This window comes from Microcoleus sp. bin38.metabat.b11b12b14.051, from assembly GCF_013299165.1.
In the GTDB taxonomy this organism is placed as follows: Bacteria; Cyanobacteriota; Cyanobacteriia; order Cyanobacteriales; family Microcoleaceae; genus Microcoleus.
This window is the reverse complement of record NZ_JAAFKD010000001.1, coordinates 154,788-180,333: the sequence shown is the minus strand read 5'-3', so window position 1 is coordinate 180,333 and position 25,546 is coordinate 154,788. Positions and strand designations below refer to the sequence as shown.

The 25,546-nt window shown below is 45.9% G+C and carries 20 protein-coding genes; 5 read left to right on the top strand and 15 right to left on the bottom strand.

Annotation, left to right across the window (positions count from 1 at the left end; all coding sequences use genetic code 11):
- Positions 1–145: 145 nt before the first annotated feature.
- The 11 genes from QZW47_RS00785 to QZW47_RS00735 all read right to left on the bottom strand — a co-directional run bounded on the left by QZW47_RS00785 (position 146) and on the right by QZW47_RS00735 (position 16,339).
- Entirely contained in the window at positions 146–478 is a 333-nt protein-coding gene (locus tag QZW47_RS00785) for a type II toxin-antitoxin system RelE/ParE family toxin (protein ID WP_293122261.1), read from the bottom strand.
- A gap of 10 nt (positions 479–488) precedes the next feature.
- Entirely contained in the window at positions 489–743 is a 255-nt protein-coding gene (locus QZW47_RS00780) for a type II toxin-antitoxin system ParD family antitoxin (protein ID WP_293122259.1), read from the bottom strand.
- A gap of 142 nt (positions 744–885) precedes the next feature.
- Complete coding sequence (locus QZW47_RS00775; RefSeq protein ID WP_293122257.1) at positions 886–1,368, bottom strand: NUDIX hydrolase; 483 nt, start codon at positions 1,366–1,368, stop codon at positions 886–888.
- Positions 1,369–1,705: 337 nt separating this feature from the next.
- Positions 1,706–2,770, bottom strand: coding sequence for an NAD-dependent epimerase/dehydratase family protein (locus tag QZW47_RS00770; protein ID WP_293122253.1), 1,065 nt, complete (start codon positions 2,768–2,770; stop codon positions 1,706–1,708).
- A 24-nt stretch (positions 2,771–2,794) separates the two neighbouring features.
- Positions 2,795–3,493, bottom strand: a complete 699-nt coding sequence (locus tag QZW47_RS00765) for a Uma2 family endonuclease (protein ID WP_293122250.1) — start codon at positions 3,491–3,493, stop codon at positions 2,795–2,797.
- A 54-nt stretch (positions 3,494–3,547) separates the two neighbouring features.
- A complete protein-coding gene (locus tag QZW47_RS00760) occupies positions 3,548–4,348 on the bottom strand; it encodes a glycosyltransferase family 2 protein (RefSeq protein ID WP_293122247.1) in 801 nt (266 codons plus the stop codon).
- Between the two features lie 3 nt (positions 4,349–4,351).
- A complete protein-coding gene (locus QZW47_RS00755) occupies positions 4,352–6,169 on the bottom strand; it encodes a hypothetical protein (protein ID WP_293122244.1) in 1,818 nt (605 codons plus the stop codon).
- A gap of 197 nt (positions 6,170–6,366) precedes the next feature.
- The gene (locus QZW47_RS00750; protein WP_293122241.1) at positions 6,367–8,367 is read right to left on the bottom strand and encodes a chromosome partitioning protein ParA; all 2,001 of its coding nucleotides are present in this window, start codon (positions 8,365–8,367) and stop codon (positions 6,367–6,369) included.
- A 44-nt stretch (positions 8,368–8,411) separates the two neighbouring features.
- Positions 8,412–11,417 (bottom strand): peptidase domain-containing ABC transporter, encoded by a 3,006-nt coding sequence (locus tag QZW47_RS00745; protein WP_293122238.1) that lies wholly within the window; start codon positions 11,415–11,417, stop codon positions 8,412–8,414.
- Between the two features lie 119 nt (positions 11,418–11,536).
- The gene (locus QZW47_RS00740; protein WP_293122235.1) at positions 11,537–12,286 is read right to left on the bottom strand and encodes a peptidylprolyl isomerase; all 750 of its coding nucleotides are present in this window, start codon (positions 12,284–12,286) and stop codon (positions 11,537–11,539) included.
- Positions 12,287–12,418: 132 nt separating this feature from the next.
- Positions 12,419–16,339: a glycosyltransferase gene (locus QZW47_RS00735; RefSeq protein ID WP_293122232.1), complete on the bottom strand. Its 3,921-nt coding sequence runs from the start codon at positions 16,337–16,339 to the stop codon at positions 12,419–12,421.
- 359 nt (positions 16,340–16,698) lie between these two features.
- Between QZW47_RS00735 and QZW47_RS00730 the strand changes: the two genes are divergently transcribed.
- The gene (locus QZW47_RS00730) at positions 16,699–18,372 is read left to right on the top strand and encodes a methyltransferase domain-containing protein (protein ID WP_293122229.1); all 1,674 of its coding nucleotides are present in this window, start codon (positions 16,699–16,701) and stop codon (positions 18,370–18,372) included.
- Between the two features lie 234 nt (positions 18,373–18,606).
- Complete coding sequence (locus QZW47_RS00725; protein WP_293122226.1) at positions 18,607–19,476, top strand: calcium-binding protein; 870 nt, start codon at positions 18,607–18,609, stop codon at positions 19,474–19,476.
- Between the two features lie 463 nt (positions 19,477–19,939).
- Here the strand turns inward: QZW47_RS00725 and QZW47_RS00720 are convergent, their stop codons facing one another.
- From QZW47_RS00720 to QZW47_RS00710, 3 genes are all read right to left on the bottom strand, one after another.
- Positions 19,940–20,743: an MOSC domain-containing protein gene (locus QZW47_RS00720; protein ID WP_293122223.1), complete on the bottom strand. Its 804-nt coding sequence runs from the start codon at positions 20,741–20,743 to the stop codon at positions 19,940–19,942.
- A 114-nt stretch (positions 20,744–20,857) separates the two neighbouring features.
- Entirely contained in the window at positions 20,858–21,157 is a 300-nt protein-coding gene (locus tag QZW47_RS00715; protein WP_293122220.1) for a putative quinol monooxygenase, read from the bottom strand.
- 417 nt (positions 21,158–21,574) lie between these two features.
- On the bottom strand, positions 21,575–22,252 hold the full coding sequence (locus QZW47_RS00710; RefSeq protein WP_293122217.1) for a hypothetical protein: 678 nt from the start codon (positions 22,250–22,252) through the stop codon (positions 21,575–21,577).
- Positions 22,253–22,518: 266 nt separating this feature from the next.
- Here QZW47_RS00710 and QZW47_RS00705 point away from each other — a divergent pair, with 266 nt between their 5' ends.
- Complete coding sequence (locus QZW47_RS00705) at positions 22,519–23,001, top strand: hypothetical protein (protein ID WP_293122214.1); 483 nt, start codon at positions 22,519–22,521, stop codon at positions 22,999–23,001.
- Between the two features lie 223 nt (positions 23,002–23,224).
- Here QZW47_RS00705 and QZW47_RS00700 read toward each other — a convergent pair whose 3' ends face one another.
- Positions 23,225–23,728, bottom strand: coding sequence for a hypothetical protein (locus tag QZW47_RS00700; RefSeq protein WP_293122211.1), 504 nt, complete (start codon positions 23,726–23,728; stop codon positions 23,225–23,227).
- 151 nt (positions 23,729–23,879) lie between these two features.
- On the opposite strand from QZW47_RS00700, the gene QZW47_RS00695 reads away from it, so the two are divergent.
- Together QZW47_RS00695 and aroA are read left to right on the top strand one after the other, a co-directional pair.
- Positions 23,880–24,083 (top strand): hypothetical protein, encoded by a 204-nt coding sequence (locus tag QZW47_RS00695; protein ID WP_293122208.1) that lies wholly within the window; start codon positions 23,880–23,882, stop codon positions 24,081–24,083.
- Between the two features lie 79 nt (positions 24,084–24,162).
- On the top strand, positions 24,163–25,518 hold the full coding sequence (gene aroA, locus QZW47_RS00690) for a 3-phosphoshikimate 1-carboxyvinyltransferase (protein WP_293122206.1): 1,356 nt from the start codon (positions 24,163–24,165) through the stop codon (positions 25,516–25,518).
- The last annotated feature ends 28 nt before the right edge of the window (positions 25,519–25,546 follow it).

Sequence of the window (25,546 nt, the reverse complement as noted above, 5' to 3'; positions counted from 1 at the left end):
CTTCAACCCGCGGAGGCGGGTTTTGCCTGTATAGACGCGGTTTCAACCGCCTGGTATTCTTAACATCAGCATCCCCGCATTAGTTTCCGCAAGTCCTGTTTAAGCAAAGTGCGATCGCCCTTCGAGGGCTTCGCTAACGCACTGCTCACAATTCCTCATTTTCTAAATATTCATCTAAAATCGCTTCCAAATCTCGCACCCCATGCAATACTCGCAAAATTTCGACACCTGTTTCCTCGGCTCGATAGAATATCAGATAGCGTTTAAATCCTCTGATTTGATATTGTCGAATATTTGCAAGTCTGGGATTATAAAATTGACTCATTTTTCCCAGTCCTGGCATCTTACCTAAGAGCTTAAATGTCTCATCTGCTGCTACCAAAAACTGTTCTGCTACCTCCAGATTATCTTGAGCCATGTCAGTAGCGTGCTCAATTAAGTCTTTGATAACAATTGAGCGTTTGTGAATTTCAGTCATTAGTATAACTTTACTTTTGAGCGACGTTGTTATGTACAGTCTGCCGAATATTTTCCCAGTCTATGTCAGTCATCGGAGTCGCTTCACCAGAATCCAAAGCTTCTAATAAAAGTTCTTCGACACGTTCTTTAGCGGTTTTACGCTTTTGTTCATGAACAATCAGCTCCAAAATATAATCGCTGATATTATTATAATTGCCACTAGCTACTTGTTTTTCGAGATAGGCTTTTACGGAATCAGGCAAGGAAATATTGATGGTGCTCATAAATTTGAATCCTTGGCTTGCAAGCTTCTATTTATTGATTTTATCACAAATAAGGGCGATCGCACTTTCTCCCCAAAGCCAAAGTGCGATCGCCCTTCAATTTACCTTTTACCAAATATTTAACTCATTCACAAATAAACGGTTAGTCCTGCGTCTTCAGCAAAACCGCGCTATGTCCAGCATAGGCGTCATAGATGCGTTCCACATGACTGGAAAACGTGTTAACCGGCAACTCCGAGGGCAGATACCACTGGATTTCGTCTGCTTCTTCCGTGGTACGCAGGCTACCCCCGACGACTTCACAGCGGAAGGTAAACACCAAGTCCGATCGCGATGGTATAGCATAAATGCCGATCGCAGCTATCACCTTGACCAGCAAACCCACCTCCTCTTGTACCTCACGGACAACCGCAGCCCACGGAGTTTCCGCAGCCTCAACCCTACCACCAGGCAAGTTCCAAGCGTCCCTATCGGTGCGATGGCACAGCAGTACCTTGCCACCGTTGTCAATAATTATCGCAAAAGTACCAAGGGTGTGCATGGTTGACAAGCCTAATTTTTCTAATGAGTAGCGAAGCGACTCAAGCTTACGCTTCCCGCCCATATTTTCAATCATCGTAGACATCCTGCACATCTTGGGTTTCGCCAAGATTGAGGAGTGGAGTCCGCGCCTCCCCTCGCCCATTAGCGGTGAGATTATGCGGATTTTGACTCGCTATTTTGCTGAGTAGGCGTTGAGCTCGATCGCACTTTTATCAAGATTTTGTCGAGATTTTGTTGATAAGTGCGATCGGCTGTCTGCAATTCTTCATCTTCTAAACTTGGATAAATCCTCTAAAAAATACACGGATAGATATTACAAATTCAAACATTATGTAGGGAAAAGGCAGTGCCGTTTCCCGACCGCAGAATAAAGGGTTTTATTACCAAATTCCACAAAACATCTGCGCTGCCAAAAATCCCTACAAAATCGAACTTAAAACCACCTCATTAGCCGCAATCCAATCATAAATATCCTGCAAAGCTGCCTCCGGCCCAATCATAGGCTGCCATCCAGTCTTCTCCATCACCCTAGAAGAATCAGTGATAAAAATCGGAATATCCCCCGCGCGTTCCTCCAAAACCGGATTAATTGAAATAGATTTACCCGAAATCTTGCGGCACAAATCAGTTGTTTCAACTAAAGAAAGACTGTTGCTCACACCGCCGCCTACATTAAAAACTTCGCCGTCAAATTCAGCAAAATGTTCTAACTGATAATTAACTAATCTCAACAAATCTTCAACGTGCAGCAAATCTCTAACTTGCTTCCCACTGCCACCAAAACCAATATAACTTAGCGACTTTTGAAAATAGTGAGCCGCCACCCACAAACCGCAAACTCCCTGATCGACTTTACCCATTTGCCAAGCACCGGTAATTAACCCGCAGCGGTTAATAATTGCCTGCACGTTGTATGCTTCTCTGTATTCCTCAATCAGCAATTCCGATGCTAATTTGGTGGCTCCGTAAAGCGAACGGTGTCCTTTTAACGGGAAGTCTTCTGATATGCCTAGCTCTGAGATACCGGGTAATGTTTGTTCTGGGGCGATCGCAAATCTATCATCCAACTCCAACAGCTTAACAGATTTCACGCTTGCGATCGGATAAACCCGGCTCGTAGACAAAAACAGCAAACTCGCACCAGTCTGTCTCGCCAACTCCAAAACATTCACAGTACCCAACAAATTCGTCTGCAAAACGTACTGAGGCGAACTAAAACCCGCCAGCACAGAAGGTTCCGCAGCGCAATCGATAATACAATCAGCATTCAGCGCCACCGGATCTAAATCAGCCGCCGTGCGAATATCCCCATAAACAAACTGAATCCCGCAACTTTTAAGCCTCGGAATATTCAATTCTGAGCCCCGGCGGCGCAGATTATCCAAACAAATGATTTGCCATTCTGGGTGAAGTTTCTTCAGGCCAATTGCCAAACAACTGCCGATAAAACCCGCACCGCCCACAATTAAAATTCTTTCAGGCATTAACTCAACTTTCTTATTTGATAACTATTCTGGTTCAATTCCCAAAGCCCGCAACTGATTAGCTAAACGCTCGGCTCGCTCTTGGGCTTGTGCAAGTTGCTCTTGGGCTTGTGCAGCTTGTTGCTGTGCTTGCAGTGCAGCTTCTTCTGGTGTACAAACTAACTCACCGTCTGGGGTAAAATAACGCAATTTCCCATCATGAATTCCCAGATATAATTCTAGTACCTCACTCCACAATCTACCAAATTCATTGGCAACAATAGCTTGATATTCTTGACCGATTAGACGAAAACCGCTAAACTCTAAATCTTGAGGATCGAACCAAAAGTATTCGGGTGTTCTAAACCGATTTTGATATAATACCTTTTTTTCGTTGCGATCGACTCTGGCGGTAGAATCCGAGAGCAATTCGATAATTATATCGGGGTATCTCCCGTCTTCTTCCCAAACTACCCAAGAACGGCGCGGACGTTTTTCTGTGTTTGTTATCAGAAAAAAATCTGGGCCGCGAAAATCCCGATTCCGCAATTGTTGCTGGCTGTAATAAACTGTCAGGTTTGCTCCCACAAAAAAGTCGTTTCGTTCGCGCCATTGCCATTCCAAGCAGGCAACTAATAATGCTAACTGAATATAATGTAGGGAACTTTCCATTTCTGGCTCATCACTTTCAAGTTGAGTGGCATCTGGCATCAATCTTGCCATTTCTGGGGCTGTCAAAACCATGACTTAATCCTCCAAATAAAGTATCAATGGCTGCGGTACTAAAATCATTAGTCATCATTCCTTAATAGTCAGAACTTCAGTCTTTGACTTTGGTAATAAATCTAATTTTAACTCATTCATCTTTCTAGTCCGGTGGTAGTCGCCGCGAGAGAGATGTTTTTCGAGCCAGACATACAAGACAATAAATAGATATCGGCTGCCCATCTCTTTGATTTTTAGCTTAGAAATACCAGCAGTTCGATTGTACCATCTCAGAGGAATGACCGTATAGGAAAAACCCCGGACAATTGCTTTTAAAGGCAATTCCACAGTCAAATTAAAATGATGACTCAAAATCGGCTGCACGCCTTCAATTACTTCTCGGCGGTAGAGTTTAAAAGCATTGGTAATATCGCTGTATGGTAAGCCGAAGATAGTTTTGACAAACCAGTTTGCTAAGCGGTTAATTGCTAATTTGTGGATGGGATAATCAACGACAAAGCCGCCTTTAATAAATCGGGAACCGAAAACGCAGTCATATCCTGCTTGCAATTTGCGGTATCCTGCTACCAAATCTACGGGATCGTCGGAAGCATCCGCCATCACAATCGCCACCGCATCGCCGTCAAATTCCGCCAAACCCCGGCGCACGGCAAATCCGAAACCGTTGGGAGGTTGATTGTTGATGTATCTAACTGTGGGGAAAGTCTCTGACAATTCCTGGCAAATGTCAACGGTTTTATCCGTGCTATTGTCATTCACAATCAAGATTTCGTGCCCAATCCCTTCTAAATCTAGCGTTTTGGCTAAAGCCCGCACAGTAGCATACAAACAGCCCTCCTCGTTGTGGGCTGGTATAATCACCGAAATTTTCACTCTTCATCCTCCGCGCAACTGGACAAACTGGTTGTCAACAGGATTATACACCCAAGCTTTGATTGTTGTTTCGCCAACGGCCAAATCACTACCCCACACCTCAACCGCCCACCTGGAATTATTGTACAACTGCGATTTCAAAGTCTTAGCAATATCGGGACTATCCAGATTCACATAAGCGTTAGCGAAAAAAGATTGTTTGTCACCGACAGATAGCAGTACGATATGCGGCTGTTTTTTATGCTGCGGGAAAACCGCCCAACCAGCAATTTTTGTCTGACCACTCAACGATTTGTCACCGGTTTGAGGTTTGTCTAAATAACCGTGAACTTTCTCGCTCTTAGAAACAAACTCTACATTTTTCGCAAACTTTCTCCAACCTATTTTACTCAGAATAGCAGCACCATCTCTCACCAACCAAGTTTTTTTACTCAAGACCCTCAAACAGCTTTCGGGTGAATTCTTGAAAAACTCCGACGGTTCGAGATAGTCCATTAACTGTAAACAATCTTGAGCGCCTTGTTTGTAAATTAGTGCCGAGCTAGTTTGGGCAATTGCCTGCTGAGAGTTAACAATAATTATTCCAATTAACAACCCTGCAATTGCCCGATAAATAAACGTATAGTTCCATTTTAACTTTGTTTTAATTTCTCGTATAAACAACTGTCCAAGCTGAACCAAAGCAATTAACAGCAAAATAGAATTAGTCGTATATCTCGAAGATTCGATCGCCTGAATCGACCCAAATTCCGCCCTACCCACCGTAATAAACAAAGCTGACAAAACCGAAAACAAACCTATTGACAGCCACGGCAAAGCCTGATAAAGCCATCCCAGAGGACTTGTGGGAGGGGCATCTTGCTCGTCCCCACCCAATTCTAAATCTGTTGATAAAATCTTCTTCCCAAAGTGCCATCCAAAAAACACAAAACTACCAAATATTACCAATCCGACTAACGCCGAAATTCCCGGCAATCTAACAATTGGCGAACCCAATAAACTCAAAAAATAATCAATCACCACCAGCGGTTTACTCAACAATGAAATAATACTTGTTTTCCTGCCGGGATGATAATCAATTGAATAAATAGCACAAGTTGCAGTAAACAACAACATCCATATAATTAATCTGCTTTTTTTCTGTACTCGATTCCCCTCCACAGCCACCACAGCCGGAATCACCGCCAACCAAGACAGCAAGCCTTGAGCTAGGGAAAAACTCGCAATAAAACAGAATGTAGCAGCAAGAATAATCCTAATTTTAGGTAATAACTTGTGAGTTGAAACCAGCGCGTAAACCGCAGCCACAAAACATAAATTTACGAAAAACCATGCTAACTGAAATCCCCAAAGCCAGTTTTCATGCTGAACTAGGGAGAACAACAAAATACAAGTTAAAATATTAGCTAAATGCCATAAATTATCCCCATTATTACAGTTTTTTGTAGAGGTGCTGCCCCCGTGCCCGCCCTCTTGATGGCCTCGATGCCCGAAATCTGCTGTAACCTGCATCGAGGATAACTTGTACATAGTCATAAAAGTTATCGCCGCCAAACCGATGCTGAGACACAACTGATAATTAATATTCCATTGGGATGCAAAAACCAGCACCGAAATAATTAACTTCGGAAACACTATCCGGTGGTTGCTGTGCAAAGCCCAGAAATCGTTAAACGTAACACTTCCTTGGGCGATTTTTTCAAACAGGCTAGCTAACCTCCACTCGTCATCGATGGGAACGTTAACGCTAAAATTGGCTACAAACCCGATTAACAGGACAACTGGGATCAGATATAGCGTAAATAAAACTGTTTTTTTCATGAATGTGCGATCGCACCAATTGCCACGACCATTTTATATCAAATGTATATACTTTTGTCATTGCACGACGAGAGAGCAATCACAGGGGTTCGACTTTCGTCCTCATAGTTTGAGCAAATAAGGACTAAAGTCCTCACTACAAACCTGCCATCAAGTTTGTAGTGAGGACTTTAGTCCTGTTCAATTCGGTTCACCAACTACTTAACAGTCTTGAACGTATCCAGCTTGCCAGTAAATCGGTTGATAAACATCTGCAAAACAGTCCGCTTGCCGATATTAATATTAGAGCTTACGGCCATGCCCGACTGCAAGTTAACTTCCTGTTCGTTTGACTTGCCCTTGTTCAACACAAACTTTTGATTCTTGAGCTTAATTTTGGTTTTGAAAGAGTAGTATTTCCGCAGTTCAGTAGGAGGCTCAGCATCCTTGCTAATCTCTTTCACTTCACCTTCGGCAGTACCAAATTCCATCGCTGGGAAAGCCTCAACGTTGACCTCTACAGGCACGCATTCGTATTTTGTGAGACCCAATTTCTCTCTATTAACTTCCTTCTCAGGACACACGCAGCTTTTACCTTTTTCGCAGTCAATCTTTTCGCCATCTAATTGTTTGCCGTGATACTTCTCCAATTTTTCCCGCTTGTTTTTCAAAGCATCCAATATCAGAGCCACGTTGCTGTTTTCTAAGTAAACAACTGCTTGCAAGCCGTTTTCGTCATCCAAAACTTTGAGCAACTTCTCTGTTTGCTGCGCTTCATAATAAGCTTCTTCGCAGCGTACAGGGCGGGGTTCCCCAGGCTTCACCACTGAGTTAATAATGGATTGGCAGATCGGATCTTTGGCTAGATCCAACTTAGCTTTCTCCTTCTTAGAAGGTTTCAAATCGAAGATCACGCCGGATACGGGAGACTTCAGCACTTGAGTATCGCGGGTTTGCTGCGCTTTTTCTAGCTGGGCGTTTACTTCGGACAGCTTTTTCAGGTTTTCTACTTTGAAGCGGCTGAGCTGAGAATCGCTGCTGGCAACTTGTTTCTGGTTTTCAGCAATTTTGGTGTAAAGTTCTTTTGCCCAGGAATCTTTGGTGTTTTTCAATTGTTCTTGGGCGCGGGCTATCGACTCCTGAATGCGCGCTTGCTCTCCTTGCTGGCGCTCTACTTCAGCGGTAATTTTTTGGATGTCACCTCGACGCGCATTCATTTCGCCTTTGCGCGTGTTGATTTCACCGAGGCGCGTGTTAATTTCGCCTTTGCGGGCGTTGATTTCACCTTCGCGCTGCTTGATTTGATCTTGCTGTTTGAGAACTTCGCTTTGGCCTCTGAAAACGTCTTGTTCCTGCTTTTCTTTTTGCAATTCAGCGATCGCTCCTTGCTCTACTAAGGGCGTCAGTCTGCCCAAAATGCCTTGATTGGACTTCAATACTTGTTGCGACTTCGCTAGCTGTTCGTCAGCCAGTTGTTTCTGCGCCTCGGAAGATTTTATTTGCTCTTTTGAAGATTCTAACTGCTGCTTGGCATAATTTAATTGGTTCTCAGCAAAACCCATTTGTTGCACTGCTACGGTCATTTGATCGCCGGCGGCTTTCTCAGCATTTTCAGCTTGTTTCAGTTGTTTTTCCAACTCTTGAACTTGACCTTGGGCGGCGGCGACGCGAGACAGAAATTCCGATCGATAATTTACGTATAGTCCCTGCTGGGCTGCATCAAAATTTCCGCTGGCTCCCCTGTTGAGGTACAGCTCGTCAATCAAAGCTTGCAGCACTTGATTTTGTGCCGCGAGGCTCTGTCTGTCTTTGATTGTGGACTCTAGGTTGGAAGGAATAGCGCCTTGAACTTTGTTATTGACGACATCTTCGTAAAATTTATTTTCCTTTTCCAGCGCTTCTTTTGTTTTCTTAATCGATGTTAAATCAGCACTGGGTGCAACGGGGTTGAAAGTGAGCAGGGGCTGGTTTTTTTCCACGCGATCGCCATTTTCAACGTGCAGCCTCACCACAGCGCCCGTAGCAGGCGCTTGGATGTCTCTGGCGCCATCTTTTAGTTCCAATTGGCCGACAGCGGGGACAGCTTGCTCTACGCTAGCAAAATAAGCCCAAATTACCGCCGAACTGGTCATCAGCATGATCATCCACAAAAACAAGCGCGACCAAATCGCTGGTTTTTCGAGAATGACTGGTTGCTCTGAAAGAATTACCGATTTCATAGCCATTTGTTACGTTTCTGTTGTTAGTTGTTAGTTTGTTATTGTTAGGTATTCGATGACTCTTGTTGCTGGAACAGGCAGTAGTAACGCCCTTTAAGAGCCATTAATTCTTTATGCGTTCCGCGCTCGACTACAGAACCTTGATCCATCATAATAATTACGTCGGCGTTTTGGATTGTAGTCAGGCGGTGAGTGATGAAAAACACCGTGCGGCCAGCGAACGATTCTGCTAAGTTGTTGCAAACTTGACGTTCGGAATGGTAGTCCAGGGCGCTTGTAGCTTCGTCTAAAATCAGCAGTCTTGGGTTTTGCAAAATTGTCCGGGCGATCGCCAAACGCTGCCGTTGACCCCCAGAAAGCGATGCACCGCGTTCTCCCACGATCGTATTGTACCCAGCGGGCAAGCCCATGATAAAGTCGTGAGCTACCGCTAGTTTTGCAGCTCGTACAATCTCATCCGTACTCGCATCGGGATTGCTCAGAGCAATATTTTCTTGGACACTACAGTTAAACAGCAAAGTATCTTGCAACACCACCCCAAGCTGACTGCGTAGCGAGTACAGTTCCACCTTAGCAATGTCATAGCCGTCAATAAAAATCCGGCCCGACAGCGGCGCATAAAGACGCTGCAACAGCTTCATCGCCGTACTTTTACCGGAACCACTTCCCCCCACAATTCCCACAAAACTGCCCTGAGGAAATTCTAAGTTCACATTCGCCAATTGTAGCGGCCCGCTCTCCAAGAATCGGAAGGAAACCTCTTCATAAGTAACCTGCCCTTGAATTGCAGGTAACGGGATATTGCTCCTGTCTTCCTCGCTGGTTTCCGTGGGCTTATCGACAATATCCTTGAGCATATCGATCGACATCGACACTTCTTGGAAACTTTGCCACACGCTCACAAACCTCAGCAGCGAACCAGTCACGTTACCGGAAATAATTCGGAAAGCAATCAACTGACCCAAAGTAATGTCATTTTTCAGTACCAAATAAGCTCCCACCCACAACTGAGCTAAGTTACCTACTTGGTTTAAAAAGCTGCTAATTGTACCTGCCGTAGTCCCGGTTAGAATTGTTTTAAAACTAGCTGTAATATATTTTGCATAGCGGCTCGACCACTCCCAGCGGGATTTTAATTCAATATTTTGAGCCTTAACAGTTTGAATTCCGCTGACTACTTCCACTAGATAAGATTGAGAGTCAGCAAAACGCATATTTCTTTGTTTAATCAAGCGCAGCACCAGCGGGTTGATCAGAATAATCATCAGCGCCAGTATCGGTACCACGGCCAAAGATACGAAGGTTAGCTGCACGCTGTAGGAAAGCATCACGGCGACGTAAACCACCGAGAATACTGCGTCGAGAACCACTGTCAGAGCTGTACTCGTCATGAATTCTCGAATTTGGCCCATCATGCTGAATTTGTAAACCAAATCTCCCACGCGCCGGTTGTCAAAGTAATTTTGGGGCAGCCGCAGCAAGTGGTCGATTACCTCCGCACTCAATTTGACATCGATGCGGTTGGAAGTATCTACAAACAAGAAGGTACGCAAACCGTTGAGCAGTCCTTCAAACAGGGCGACACCTAACAGAAATGCCCCCAAAATATCTAAGGTGTCAATGCTGCGCTGACCTAATACTTTATCAATAATTACTTGGCTGATTAATGGATTAGCAAGACCGAATAGCTGTACAAAAAACGAGGCGAGCAACACCTCAATAAATACTGTTTTGTGTTCCATCAGCGCGGGCACAAACCACCAGAAGCTGAACTGCTCTTTTTGTTCGACTTGCGGCGCTTGCAGTAGCAGGACTTCTCCTAGTTCTCCCCAGATTTCTGTAAACTGAGGTACTCGCTTCCGCATCAGCCCTTTTTCTGGGCTCGCTAGCACCAATTCTTGCTCGGTGATGCTGTAAACGATCGCAAAGCTATCTTCCCATTTAATCATTACGGGAGCTTTGATGCGGTTGATGGCTGCTGCGGGGACTTGCGCCAATTGAGGTGTCAGGCCGATGCTTTGGGCGATCGCGCCGCAGGCTTGCAGGTTAATCACACCAGCGGTTTTTAACTGATTTTCTAGAACTTTGCGGATGATATCTCGGCGAAATTTGATGCCGAAATACTTGCTCAACATTTGGAAGCAAGCTAGCGGGGCATCTATTTGCCCTTTGGCGCGGAAAACAGGGTATTTCGCCGTATCTGGTGATACGATGCCGGGGTCTGGCGGGGTAACGGGGGCGACTATAATCTCTCTGAATTTGCCACCGGGCGGCTTCACCACAGAGACAGGAGGATCTGTCTCGTCATCTGGGGGAGCTTTTTCTGGTGGTGATTCTGGGGGTTCCCGGAAGCCGACCAAGCGGGCGCCGGCGGGGCCTTCTACTTTTAAGGATTTAGCTGCATTTTCCGCAGAGAAGCGGCTGCCGGTGGGAAACTCGCCCAAGACGCCGCTGCTGACGAGCCAAATTCGATCGGCATCTAGCTCTTTAGCGAGGTCTTGAGTTTTTTTGTTACCGTTGGGGACGTTGACAACTGTCGCGTCTTGCCAAGCGTGCAGGGTAAGTTCCTTGAGATTGGATGTGCCGTCGGCTTGGCGCTGCAATTCCAGGCTCAACAGTTCAAATACTTCGCTTAATGAACTATGTTTGCGAAAGGCTTCTCCAAATTTCGGCTGTTTTTCCAGTACGTTCAGGAAATCTTCAGCAGGTAGGACGATCGCCACAACCTCTGTAGAGGCGATCGCCGTTTCGCACGGAACTCCCCGCACCAAACCCGCCCAGCCCAGAATTTCTTGGGGCTGCGCCAAGCGCAAACTGACGTGGCGCTGCGATCGTTGGTCAAAGCCCAACAGCCGGGCCTGACCTTGATAGATAATTGCCACCTGAGTCGGCATTTTTTCCCGTTCAAACAGGGGTTGCCCCGTCCGGTAGCCTAGGAGCTGGCATTTAGCCACCAAGGCCGTTAGATCCGTCTCTGACAGTCGGTCAAAGGGAGGTGTTTGAGCTAAGAAATCCTGAATTTGGGAGAGGGAAACAGCGGAAGAAGTCATCCGATTTTAGATTTTAGATTTTAGATTTTAGATTGAATCCGGAGGCTTGTTGTCAGGGTGCTACGCTTTTTAAAGTTTCCACGGCTAAATCCGGGATACCCTGACAAAACTGCTTTCGGTCATGATATTGAAGACACAGAAGCGAAGGGCTGTAGCGGGCCTACTTTCGATATTTGTTCGGCGAGCCAGGTTTCAAAGAGTTCGTTAATCAAGTGCAGCCGCATCGATTCGTCGAGCTGGGCTGGCATGAACTTTTCTAGTCGAATAATTACCATCCATTCTGCCAGAGGACGCGGCGTCCAGAGTTGATTTGGCTGGCTGACGGACAAAAGTTTACTAATTGCCGGGTGGGGCTGACTGAGGGGTACTGGCCCTAACAGGCCGCCTGACTTGGACTCTGGGCCTTCGGAGAAGTCGCGGGCCACTTCGGCAAAGGTTTGTTCCCCTTCCTGGATGCGAAAGTAAAGTTCGTTTGCCAGTGCTGGGTTTTTGGTGCGTACTAGGGAATAGACTACGTGGTCTAGACTGGCTTTGCGGGTTAAAAAATAATTATCTACTTTAGGTCTCCAAGTCTCTTGCTTAAATTTTTCGATCAGCAAGGGCCTGACGGCCATCTCTTGAAGTTCTTCTTCCGTCATATTTTGGCTGCGCAGCCAAGCTTCTTTGGCTTCGGGGGCTGTCAGTTGGTGCTGTGCCAGAAAGTCAAGGACGGCGGAAGTGCGTTCTTCGTCGCTGCAACTAAATGATGCGATCGCTTGATCGATGATTACACCCCGCAAGAATTGGGGCATCAACTGGTAGCGCTTCAGGAGCGATGGCATATCCTGAGCTTGCAGTAATTTATCGCCTATTTGAAAAAGTCCTGTCATTTTTTTTTCTCCAACTGACTTGCGCTTCCCCTTTTAATTTAGTTGTGGCAGGAAAAGAGCGACAACCACTAACCCGTCAACCTCCCGATGATAGCAGAGCGTCAAGAAAGCTAACGCTATTGCTGTCTATTTCTAGACGCTTTGCATCGTGACGGTGTTCCTTTCAAATAGTTTGCCTATTTGATGGGAGTAAGCGCGGCTGTCGAGAATTTTGGGGTTAGCCGCCATTGCGTGCTGGACTCGATCCCGATAGTGCCGGCGCATTTCAGGGCTAGTTCCCAGTGCTGTACTTATCTCTACATAAGAGTTCTCGCTGTTTGCTACCAGTTCCGGAAGTAACACTTCTGCGAGGACTGCTGCTGATTGGCACGATCGAGTTTTTTGCCCTTTTCTTGTCACCACTGGCAACCCCACTAACAGCGGTTCTGCACCGGAGCAGGCACTGCTGTATGGATAGGAGTCTAAATATATATCAGCTAATTCCAAACATTTTATGCAATCTGCACGATTTGGTAGCGCTCGTATCACAACTACCCGCTGTTTGTCAATGCCAAATTCCCGGAAGGTCGATCGAATTTGGTTGTAAAAAGGCACCGTCGGATAGTTTTCGGCGCGGGAGCCAAAGGGATACAAAACTAAAATAGAATTCGGTACGGCGGCAATAATTGTTGCCCAAGTTTCTCGCAATTCTGGGATAATTGTCCGTGCCGGAGCACAGGAGAAAAACACTACAGATTCATCGGTGGCTCCCCAACTGCTACGAGTCGGTTCAACTGTGGCAATTGCTGGTGCTGCATGATTGCTAAAACAAACTCCCGAGCCTTCTAAAGCAATTAATTTTTCGCGATACTCTGCTGCTGCACCTGCGGGTAATGCCAAATCTCCAGCAATTAAATAATCGATATGGCGGGCGCCAGTGGTGGCGGGAGTTGAGGCGGCGGTAGCCATTTGTACCCGCGCCAGTCGGTGCAAGCACAGCAGCGCGCCCCGTTGGGATGTGTCGGCGATATTGGTGCTAATTAGTAGAATATCTAAATCGTGCGATCGAATTTCCTGTACTTGAAGAGGCAAATCTGCCGACAGTTGCACCAGCTTGTCGGCACAACTTTCGCAATATTTCGCCAGCGGCTCGTCTTCTACCTGGAAATGATACAGGATAATTTCAAATTTGTCTCGATCTAAATATTCAAAACTCGGAATTGCCACAAAAGTCTCTAATTCGGCACTAATTTTGTCAAGCAAGAATCCCAGTCTAATTTTAGTTGGCTCAGATACTCTAGGAGCAAAATCCCAGTCTATTTGACAGCCAATATTTTGCAAATGAAATTCCAGAATATCCGCTCGCTGGCTCAAGACATCGAGCAAATTTGCCTCACTCAAATACAAAGCTTGGAGGCTGACACTCTTCGCGATAAATGCCGCCACATAACGCCAAACTTCCACCTCGGGAAAACTAGCGATATTAACAGCGACGTACTCGATTAACTGCTGCAAATATGCCGAGTAACTTTCCACTTCGCAATTTTGTTTAAAATAATTGGGAGACTGAAATATAAATGTCACAAAATCGTCAAAAAACCAGGGAGGAATCGCAGCATTTTTATACTTTAGCGGCAACTGATAAGCATCGCAATACAGCATCGCTGCGAGATAATATTGTACCTGCTCGGCAATTTCCCCGCCTCCTACAAGTTGCGAGGATAACTGCTGCACAAAACTTTGCTCTGAGTCAGTTAAACTTTCATTTTTGAACCCGCTATCTAGCAACAATTTATGAGCTTTTCCTGCTGCTTGCGAGTAAGCGGCTTCTAATTTTTCCGCTGGTAAATTCAGCCAGCCTTCAGCTATTTGTTGGCGGTATTGGCGCAGTTGGGCGATAACAGACTCGTTTGAAGGTGATTTTTTGTACTGTGCAACCAGTGCTGACAATTCCGATAAACTCGGCTGGGTTCTCAAGGCCAATTTTTGGCTAATTTTGTTGGTAATTTCGGGATTTAGGAAACTGTATTCTGGATTGTTTAGTAATTTTTTGTAAAATCTGACAACATCTTTCTGATTTTCCCCAACCGCGAAGTTTTTCCAAGTTTGTTGTTCGGGATGAATCCGCAGCGAGGAGAGTTGTTCGTCTACAAATCCGATGTGATAGTTGCCCATAATCCGCCACCACATATCTAAGTCTACATACTGAGACAATCCCGAATCAAATAATCCTATTTCGGCAAAAACTCGGGCAGCAATTAAGACGGTACTGGGTTCGCCAATTTTGTTGATGGGGTTGTTCAAGCAGTTAGCATCTGCTAGCAATTCTTTACCGGGTTGAATAGATTTTAAATTCGACCAACTTTTGTGCAAATCTTTAATTGATTGGGAAGCTTTCCGCAAAATCGGGTGAGATTCATCGGCGGCGATGGTGATGCCGCGCGGGGAAAAAACCATGCCTATGTCTGGGTGTTGCTGGGCGACGGCGACCATTTTTTCGATACATTCGGGTTCGAGCAAGTCATCTTGAAATAGAAATTTGATGTATTCACCTTTGGCTTGCTCGATGCAGAAGTTCCAGTTTTGTGATAAGCCGTAGTTGCGGTGGAGGATGATGCGGAAGTCGGCGGATGTTTGGGATTGGAAAGATTGGGCGATCGCAATTGTGCGGTCTGTGGAGCCGTCGTCGGATACAATCAGTTCTATGTTAGGGTAAGTTTGGGCGATCGCGCTTTTGATTGTTTCCTCAATAAATGCTTCTCCGTTGTATGTCGGAATACAAATGCTTACCAAAGGCTGCCAGTTTGGCACTTCAGATTTTGATAGACTTTTGGGGTGTGATGGTTGCAAGTCAACTTGGCGATGAGATTGCTTCGTTCCTCGCAATGACACGGAATCTTTATGCAAGTCTGGGCTAATTTGGGCAGAATTTGCTTTGGCTGTGGCTGACAGAGGCAAGTTTTGAAAGTTATCGGTAATCTCGGCGATATATTCGAGACGTTTTCTAATTTTATTCCCGGTAACTTGCGGGTTGAGTAAAGTCTGAATTTCCTCAGCAGCTACCGCTCCAATTTGTTGAGCTTTTGGGTAATTGTTAAACACGTACCGCATTAAATCAGCAGCGTGTTCGATATCCGGCTGTGCCCAAATATTGCCTTTTTTGTAAGGCCCGCAATCTTCCTCAATGGAAATTAATTTATATTTGACTAAAAAGCTATTTCCGACATTCATAAATTCTGTATTTGATGAATAACCGGTGGCAATTACGGGTTTGCCGTAAAACATCGCCTCAGCCATGGTTAAGCCGAATCCTTCGCAACGGTGCAGCGATACGTAACAGTCGCAAGCGTCAAGCAAACCGTTGATTTTATCTTTGGATAAATACCCGTCTAGGTGTTTGATATTTGCACAATTTGCTACGGCTGAGTTTAAGGATGCTTGAGCCTGTATAAATTTGTTTGAGTTGGAAGATTTGACAATCAACAATACGCCGTCATGGTCGCCAAAAGCTTGTTTAAATGCTTGAATAGTAGCTAAAGTATTTTTGCGCTCGATGCGGCTGGAAAAGTCGAATACAAATAGAAAAATAAATTTATCTTTAGGTAAATCCAGTGCTTTTCTGCTCGAATTAGGTGCGGCGAGCGCCAGACTTGGCATGATTTTGATGACCGGAATTGGCGAAACTGCGGAAATAGCTTCTGCACAATAATTGCTGTAAGTCCATATTTCATGAAAGCGCTCAAATGCAGGCTGGCTTGCGGGCGGAAATCCGGGAAGTTCCCAGGCCCAAAAGCCGATATTATATTTGTTGTCAAAATAGCTGGCGTCTGTATGTTTGATAAAGGTTGCAACTTCGTCGGCGTTGACTTGAATTAAGTTTACTGGATGGGGATTGTCCGGGCTAAATTTTTGATAGGTGGTGTCTTGCTTGCGGTGGGGACTGCGGGTAAAATTGTTGAGGGTGAAGGGAATGCCGGCGGCTTCTACAGCTCTGATGTTGGCTCGGACACCTTCTCCTATGCCAAATTCGCCGTTGATGTAGCCGCTGATGTTGATTCCTAGATTATGGTTCATTGTTTTTAATGTATTTAGTAAATTGTTGTGTTAATTTTTTGCAAAAAAAGCTGCATTAATCGAAGGTCTTAATTCGGCTAAGGGAGATAGGGGTTGAGAGTAGGTTAGACTTTTGCTGAATATTTGCTAACATATAGCGATTGGCGAACCAGATTTAAATGAACCGCAGAGGACGCAGAAAACGCAGAGGAGCGAGAAGAGAGGGTAGATAAAGAGTTGGTAATTGAAAATTTAGTCCTTGACAACTGTGCCGATCGCCATTGTATACTGGCATCGCCATGCTAACCTTCGGCTGGTTGTCGGTCGGCATGGTTGCTCTGTTTGATTTTACGATAAATTAATTAGGAATTTTAGGTAAAGTGATCGATCGCCCCAACCACGACCTCCTCAAACTGCTACCGCCGGATGCTAAAGTGATTGTGGAAATTGGCTGCGGTACGGGTTCTATGGGCGAACAGTACAAGCTGAGCAATCCCCACTGTCAGTATATTGGCATTGAATGCGATCGCCAAAAAGCTAAAATTGCGGTCGATCGGCTAAACTGGGTGACGGTAGCCGATATTGAAGAACTGGCGATCGAAAGTCTCGACATCGCCCCCGGAAGCGTGGATTGCTTGATTTTTGGCGACTTGTTACCCTATCTCAAAAACCCGTGGGATATTCTCAAGCAATACAGTGCTTTACTGAATCCTGAGGGGCAAATTTTGGCGATAATTCCCAACGTTCAATATTGGCGGCGCATTGTCAATTTGTTGCGGGGACATTGGGAAAATCCCGACAGCAAGATGCAGCACTGGTTTACCCTAGAAAGTATTAAATCATTATTTGCTGCTGCCGGATTGCAAGTTTATGAATTGCAAGGGAAGGGACACAAAACAGAAAATTTTGCTCAATTCCAGCAATTACTGCATCCCATGGTGAAGGCCTTAGAGCTGAAATCCAGCGATTTTGCTACAGAAACGGGTGCTGAATATTATATCGTGCGATCGACCAAATCGACGGTAACGCCGCGCAGACTGCTGATCCAAACCATTATTATGGCTCCTACCGGGTGCGATCGCGTGCGAGTTTTGGAACCCGACAAATTTAGCGCCACAATTCCCGGTGTCCGCACCGCATCCGCTGTCAAAACAGCCGAAGCAATACCTGGGCTACCAGCAGAAGAAAAAGTCTTCATCTGGCAGCGAACAATCATGCAATATCCCGCCTACATTCCCAAACTCAAAGAACTGCTGCAACAAGGCTATTTAATAGTAGCAGAAATAGACGACAACCCGATCCGCCGCCGCGAATACGCAGACAACAATCACCTCAGCTATCGCGGCTGTCACTGCGTTCAAACGACGACAGAACCGCTCGCAAAAATTTTGCGGCACTACAATCATAACGTTGCCGTATTTCCCAATCAATTAGCTTATCTACCTCCGCCGCGAATTTACCCAGTAGAAGATACAGTCACCATCTTTTTTGGTGCACTCAATCGCGAACAAGATTGGCAGCCGATTATGGCAGCGCTCAATCGAGTTTTAGTCGCACACAAACACCGGATTAGAGTTAAAGTCATCCACGACCGCAGATTTTTTGAAGCGTTGGAAATACAGCAAAAGCAATTTGAATCATTTTGCAGCTACGAACGGTATCAAGAAATTATGTACAGTTGCGATATCGCTTTACTGCCGCTCGTTTCCAACCCAGTTAACGAAATGAAATCTGACTTGAAATTTATCGAATGTGCAGCGCGGGGAGTAGCGGTACTGGCAAGTCCCACCCTGTACGAACATTCGATAGTAGAAGGTGAAACCGGATTGATTTACAAACATGGAAAAGAGTTTGAAAATAAGCTTAATTCGCTGATTTCTGACACTTCTATGCGGCGGGAAATAGCAGCGAATGCTTACGAATGGGTGCGGGACAACCGCTTGCTGTGCGGACACTACCGGCAGCGGCGAGATTGGTACTTGCAAATGCGCGATGAGTTACCGCGTTTGAATGCTGAGTTGCAAGGAAGATTGCCGGAGTTATTTGCAGACTGAATGCGGTAATATTTATAGGGGTTATTGTGCAATACGCTTGGGAGCGGATAAGACGGCGGTTGAAACCGCTGCTATACAAACGATGTCCGCGGGAGGCCGACAAAGAGAGAATAACGTAATGTTCACCGTCAGGTATTTAACCTGCTCCCGTCACGTGAGTGTCTGTACAGACGCGGTTTCAACCGCCCGGTATTCTGTTTTATTGTTTAATTTTTAATTGTTAAATCAACACCAATGCGAATTCTATTCACAATTGCTCACTTCTACAATCCCAGCGGCGACGGGAAACACGCTTCCCAGCGAAACGACCCCCAACCGCGACTGAATGCTTTAACTGCTTGCGTGACATCGCTGCAAGCTTTGTACGGCAAATCTCAGTCGATGATTCACATTGGTGAATGTGCGACTATTCCCGCAAATCAATCTCAAAACCACGAAATTGATATTGTAGTTTGCACTACTCAAGGCTATCATTTGTTGGCTGAATTGCCGATACAGCCAAGGTCTTTTATGCACCACGCTACCAAATGCGAACCGCTGCTGTTAGGGTTTGAGTGTCAAGCAGTTTTGCGAGCGTGTCTTGACAAATACGATTATTTTTGTTACTTGGAAGATGATTTAATTTTACACGATCCGTGGTTTTTCAGTAAATTAAATTGGTTTACGCATCACGGGGGGCCTGGAAATTTGCTGCAACCAAATCGCTATGAAATATCGCCTCAAGGCGCCGTTTTTAAAGCATATATTGATGGTGATTTAAATGTTACAGCTACTTCCAAATTTCAAAATGTGGAGGAACAGCCGCAGTTATTGGGGAAAATCATGGAACAGCGTATCTCTTTTGAGCGGGCTTTGAATCCTCATTCTGGCTGCTATTTTTTGAATGGGGAACAGATGGCTCACTGGGCGAAACAGTCTCATTTTTTGGACAGGGATACTAGCTTTATCGGGCCGCTGGAAAGTGCGGCGACTTTGGGAATTATGCGGACTTTTAGGGTTTATAAGTCCACTCCTGCTTATGCTAATTTTTTGGAAATTCAACATTTTGGGGCAAGTTTTCTCAAGTTGATCGGTAATAAGGTGAGGATTTCGGAGGAGGGATAATATAAGGTTCGTAGTGAGGACTTTAGTCCGCATCCCAAGAAGGACTAAAGTCCTCACTACGAACGAATAAAGGTTTGTAGTGAGGACTTTAGTCCGCATCCCAAGAAGGACTAAAGTCCTCACTACGAACGAATAAAGGTTTGTAGTGAGGACTTTAGTCCGCATCCGAAAAAGGACTAAAGTCCTCACTACGAACGAATAAAGGTTTGTAGTGAGGACTTTAGTCCGCATCCGAAAAAGGACTAAAGTCCTCACTACGAACGAATAAAGGTTTGTAGTGAGGACTTTAGTCCGCATCCGAAAAAGGACTAAAGTCCTCACTACGAACGAATAAAGGTTTGTAGTGAGGACTTTAGTCCGCATCCGAAAAAGGACTAAAGTCCTCACTACGAACGAATAAAGGTTTGTAGTGAGGACTTTAGTCCGCATCCGAAAAAGGACTAAAGTCCTCACTACGAACGAATTAGGAATTCAAACTATCGCCGATTTTAACTGTGCCGCTGTTAAGAATTTTGGCTAAAACTCCGGTTTGTGCGTGACCGAATTCTTGTTGTAGTAAACTGAGTAGCGGAATATCCCGATCGCCCGTTTGTGGATTTACTTCTACGTTGACACAGCGACCAATTCGTGCAGTAACTTCGATCCGCGCCGTACCTAATTGAAACTGTTTTCCGATTAACTCAAATTCCGACCAAGCTGAAATGCCTTCTAACACAACGTTTGGGCGAAATCGGCCCACGTCGATATTTGAGAGGGCGACTTCGGTTAATTGGTCTAGTGTAGCTTGACTGAGGAGAGAAATATGTACCGGTTCTCGATCGGGATAACGAGTTTCGCCGCTGCTGTCGCCCACTAAGCGCAAAGGTGCAAGCTGCGGGTGTCTGGCTTCTTTTGTCGGTTCAATTTCCGCCAGATATTCGGTAAAAAAGCTGCTAATGCGATCGCGCCCCGCTGCTGTGTTTGTTGCTGCTGATAATACTGCAACTCCTTGACGTTTGACTGTTAAAACGGTCGTTTCCGGTTGATAATGGCACTCCAAAGCTGCTAACAAAGGCCAATCGTTTTGAACCGCCAAATATTTTTTGCTCATCCAAGGCGCGTTTTCGGCGGGTATTTTGGCCGCTTCAAGATTATCCGCAAACATCAGTGCAAAAGCGCGATCGCCCTTAACGCCATGTCCTGCTGTTAAAGTAAACTCCGACATTGCTTGCGGTGTCAGCCCTTTAATTGGATAAGTGAATAACTGTTTGATTGTTGCTAATATCATAAATATCTCGCAAATAGCTACAATTTTAACTCTAACTGTTGTCCCCTTTTCTTGACAGTTATGGGGCATCGAATCTACGTCATATAGATTAATTAAATTGACTCAACAATAAAATTAAGCTAGCAATTCATAGCGCCGAATATCTGGAGGTGCAACTGCTAAACCGTCTAATTTATGCACTGCACCTTGAATGTGAGTTGAAGCGAGATGTAGTTCTAGCAAAGCTGCACTTTCCCACTCTTCCACGAATGTAAAATCTGTAGGATAGGCTTGATTTTGCAGCAGTTCGTATTTGATGCAGCCTTGTTCTTGGCGGGTTGGCTCGATAATGCTCAGCAGTAGAGATTTAAGTTCTGCTACTTTGTCTGGAAAGGCGACGAGGCGGGCGACTACTCGCAAGGTTGGTGTGGACATAGGATCAAAAAGATAGAGATAGAGCGATCGAATTTACCGATTTGTATCGGGCAAACTCAATTAAACACGATTTTACTTAAACTAACCTAAAGAGGTCGATCGGTCAACAGCCAGCATAATGTTGCCAGGACGCGCTCAAGTCTCAGAAACCCGGTTTATTCCGAAATTCTTCGTTACCAACCGCAGAACGTCGTATAAACCGGGTTTCTTGGTATATTTTAGCCCACAAGTAAATCCACCTAATTAAATCTACAATACGGATCGCTAAAAAGCTTGCTGTTTATGTCTTTCTCCCTCTTCCAACTGTCAACTCTTCGACTCCCCTCGACTTCGCGGGCGGGCAAGTCGCGAGCGCGCAAGCTGTCAACTCTTCGACTTCGCTCTTCGGGCTCTTCTGTCAACTGTCAACTGTTCCGATCAATCTTTAGGATAAAAGCGCTTGTTTTCTGTAGAATATTCCCAGGCGATCGCCTCCGGGTCTTTTTCGCGACTCCACTGAGCAAACTCCGGCTTAACTTTCCATTTGCCGATCGTAGTGGCGTGAACTTTGAACCTGCGGGAAAGTTCCGTCTGGGTAAAAGAAATTTTCGGATTTTCGGCCGTCTTGGTTTGGGCGATCGGGAACAAGTTGGGTTTTTTATCTTGTGTTTTTTCCCGATTTGTGGGATGCTCTTGAACAGCTACTGCCGCATTTGGTATTTCGGTTTGATTGACAGTCGGAGCTATTTGAAAATAATACAAAATTCCGCCTTGTTCCGTCACTTCAAAATCCGCTGCAAACTCAGACGCCCGTTCGTCGAGATACTCTTGAACTTTTTCTCCTGGGAGTTTGGCATTCATCGCCAAATCTAACGCCGTAACTCGTCCTTGATTTTCCTTAATCAACCTGTAGAAAACCGAGTCTAAATGAGCGAGTTTGTGTTTTTGCTGCTGCTGGTATAGCTTGTAAGCCCAAGCAATGCCTGCTGTGGTGGCGATCGCCCAAAACATCGTTCCCGACTCGAAACTGGCAACCGCCGTTAAGCAAATAGGCAAAAGCAGGGTAAGATATCCCCAAACGCTGCCCTTCTGTAGGTTATTGCTGTTTTTGACCATAGTTCCCAAACAGGTACGTAGTTTAGTTTAGCAGAGCTTGTCTGAATGTTGCAGCAGGGTGTTGACAGTCGATATCTCGATCGGTCGATCGCACATCCGCCCAAAAACAGATACAACCCGGCGACACTCCTGAGCGGACAACCCCTAATTTTAGATTGAAATTCCAGCTCTTTTGATTCATCTGTGGAGTCAATCGAAAATCTAAAATCGATGCTAGGTACTCTACTACAAAATTCCCAAGTCTACTTTTTTTAAACCGAGGATTCATGTACTTTTTTCGCAAACCAATAGCTGTCTTGCTCGTATTTGTTGCTTGCTGTATCCTGACGGTTAGTTGCGGTGGACAGAACCGAACAGCCCAGTGTACTAAATTTACTGAAATTGTCACCAAAGGCAATGCTTTCATCGATCTCAAGAAAGACAGCAACGATGCTGCTACGAGCAAGAACTTAGCTAAAGATTTAAACCAGACAGCTAAACAAATTGAGGATTTGCGAATCACAGATCCCACCCTCAAAGAAATTCAGGGGCCGTCAGTTAAATCTTTCCGCGAAATGGGTCAAGCACTCGGCGACATCGGCAAAGCTCTTGAGGCAGGAAACCGGGCTTCTACAAGTATAGAAGGTCGAGAGCAAATCCAAAAAGCTCAAGCAGATATTATTCGAGCGGGACAGCAGGCGAATCTAGCCGCCGAAAATCAAGATGCTTTGACTAAGAAACTGATTAATTATTGCAAGAAACCTTCCTAAATGCTATGAGTTTTCGGTTCTGAGTGTCAGCCAGCCGGAGCGTCGATTTGCGATTTGCGATTTACTTGCAGCGCTGCGAATCAGGTATCGCGAACCCCGTTGCCCGATCGCGCTTCGCTGGGTCTAAAATTGTAGTATGTCCGCGACTAAAGTATGCGGCACGGTAGCGATGTTTAGGCAGGTAATTTTCACCTAGCAATTACCAATTCCTAATTTCCAAAATTTAATGATGAATTTCTAAATTCAAAATATAGCTGCCAAGTTGCACTTTTTCCGACCACAACTCGTATTCTAACCGCAGGTGTTCGGGTTCGGGCTTTCCGGTCAGCGTCAAGTTGCGAGTGAAGTTGCGGAGGCGCAACTGTTCGGGAGTCGCTAGGGATTCGCCCTGAAGCCAATAACGGCTCAGGCCGTACATTCCGCGTTCCCAGCAGTGGCGGTAACTGTATTTGCCGTTTCCCTGCATGGTCATAATCACTCGATAGGGCGAAACTTCGAGCCACAGCAACCGGGGTTTTGTCGTTGTGGGTAATATAGTAACTTGCTCGCCAGATGCGTCAGAGGCGTCGCAAAATTGTCGATCGAGTATTGCGGGCTCGTGTAACAACAAGTGAAAGCGATCGCGGTCTTTTTGATACAGAGTACCAGCGGTTTCAACAACAGACCACAAAGGTAAATCTGTGGATACCAGCGATAAACTTACAGGCTTGCGGTGATGCGTCAGCATAAATAAAAGTGTAGGAGTTATTGTGGATCTGGTCGTTTGAGATTTGATATTTTAGAGTTTTGATTCTAGATTTTAGATGATCTCGGTTCCCAATTCCGGAGCTTTTAGTTAAAAAATGCAAAGCCTACAACTGGCCCGCCAGCAAGAATGAGTGGTTGATTCATCGATCAATCAGTCGATCGCCGACAGCCTGACAGGAAATCTCAGTATATATACGGGTAGTATTTGTCAAATTAAGGTGAAATCCTTGCCATTGCGTCCGCCCTCCCCAATCGCCGATCGCCGTTTTACAAAATCAGGGAAATGTCGGGCTGCGGTGCAAACGCTTGTGCAGTCGGTCATTCCCGAATCCTAAATCTCAAAAGTTAAATCCTATGGCCGATCGCTGGGAAAAGGGTAGGATAGCTAACGCTGTCCCATCCTAGTTTATCTCAATGCAAGCTGACATTATAACTACTTCGGTTCTGGGCGAAAGTCAAACTTTAAGCATTCAAAAACCGGCCTCGGGCTTGTCCCTGCAAGGCAGGATTCGAGTTCCCGGCGATAAATCGATTTCTCACCGGGCTTTGATGTTGGGGGCGATCGCCAGCGGTGAAACGACAATTGAGGGACTGCTGCTCGGAGAAGACCCGCGCAGCACTGCGAACTGTTTCTCGCTGATGGGAGCATCCGTTTCCGAACTCAACGCGGAACGGGTGACTGTTAGGGGCGTCGGAATTGGGGAGTTAGAGGAGCCTCTCGAAGTCTTGGACGCGGGCAATTCCGGCACGACGATGCGGTTGATGTTGGGAATTTTGGCCTCTCATCCTGGGCGTTTTTATGCGGTAACGGGTGATGGTTCTTTACGATCGCGCCCCATGTCGCGCGTCATTAAACCGCTGCAACAAATGGGTGCACACATTTGGGGCCGCAAGGGCAATTCTTTAGCTCCTTTAGCGGTACTCGGACAGCAGTTAAAAGCGATTCACTACCATTCGCCGATCGCCAGCGCTCAAGTTAAATCCTGCATTTTGCTGGCGGGTTTGATGGCGGATGGAGAAACTACAGTCACAGAACCCTCTCTGTCGCGCGATCACAGCGAGCGGATGCTGCGGGCGTTTGGGGCAAAGTTGAGCGTCGATCCAGAAACTTGTAGCGTGACAGTGACTGGTGGAGCGCAACTGCAAGGACAGAATGTAATTGTACCGGGAGATATTAGTTCGGCAGCCTTTTGGCTAATTGCTGGGGCGATCGTCCCCGGTTCCGAGCTCGTAGTGGAAAATGTCGGCGTCAACCCAACTCGGACAGGGATTTTGGAAGCTTTGGAAATGATGGGCGCTGACATTCAACTGCAAAATCAGCGAGAAGCGGCGGGGGAACCGGTAGCGGATATCTTGGTGCGCTATTCCGCACAGTTGCGGGGATGCACCATTGCTGGCGACTTAATTCCCCGACTGATTGACGAAATCCCAATTTTGGCAGTAGCGGCGACTTTTGCGTCAGGTATTACCATCATTCGCGATGCGGCGGAGTTGCGAGTCAAAGAGAGCGATCGGCTCGCCGTGACTGCTGCGGAACTCAACCGGATGGGAGCGAAGATTACCGAGTTACCCGACGGTTTAGAAATTACCGGGGGAACTCCGTTAACTGGCGCGGATGTTGACAGCTACACCGATCACAGAATAGCGATGAGTTTGGCGATCGCAGCCCTCAACGCCACAGGTGTTACTAAGATTCACCGAGCCGAAGCCGCTGCCATTTCCTACCCCGACTTTACCGCCACTTTGCAACAAGTTTGCCATCCAAATTGAGAGTGGAGTGGGAGTGGGGATAATTGAT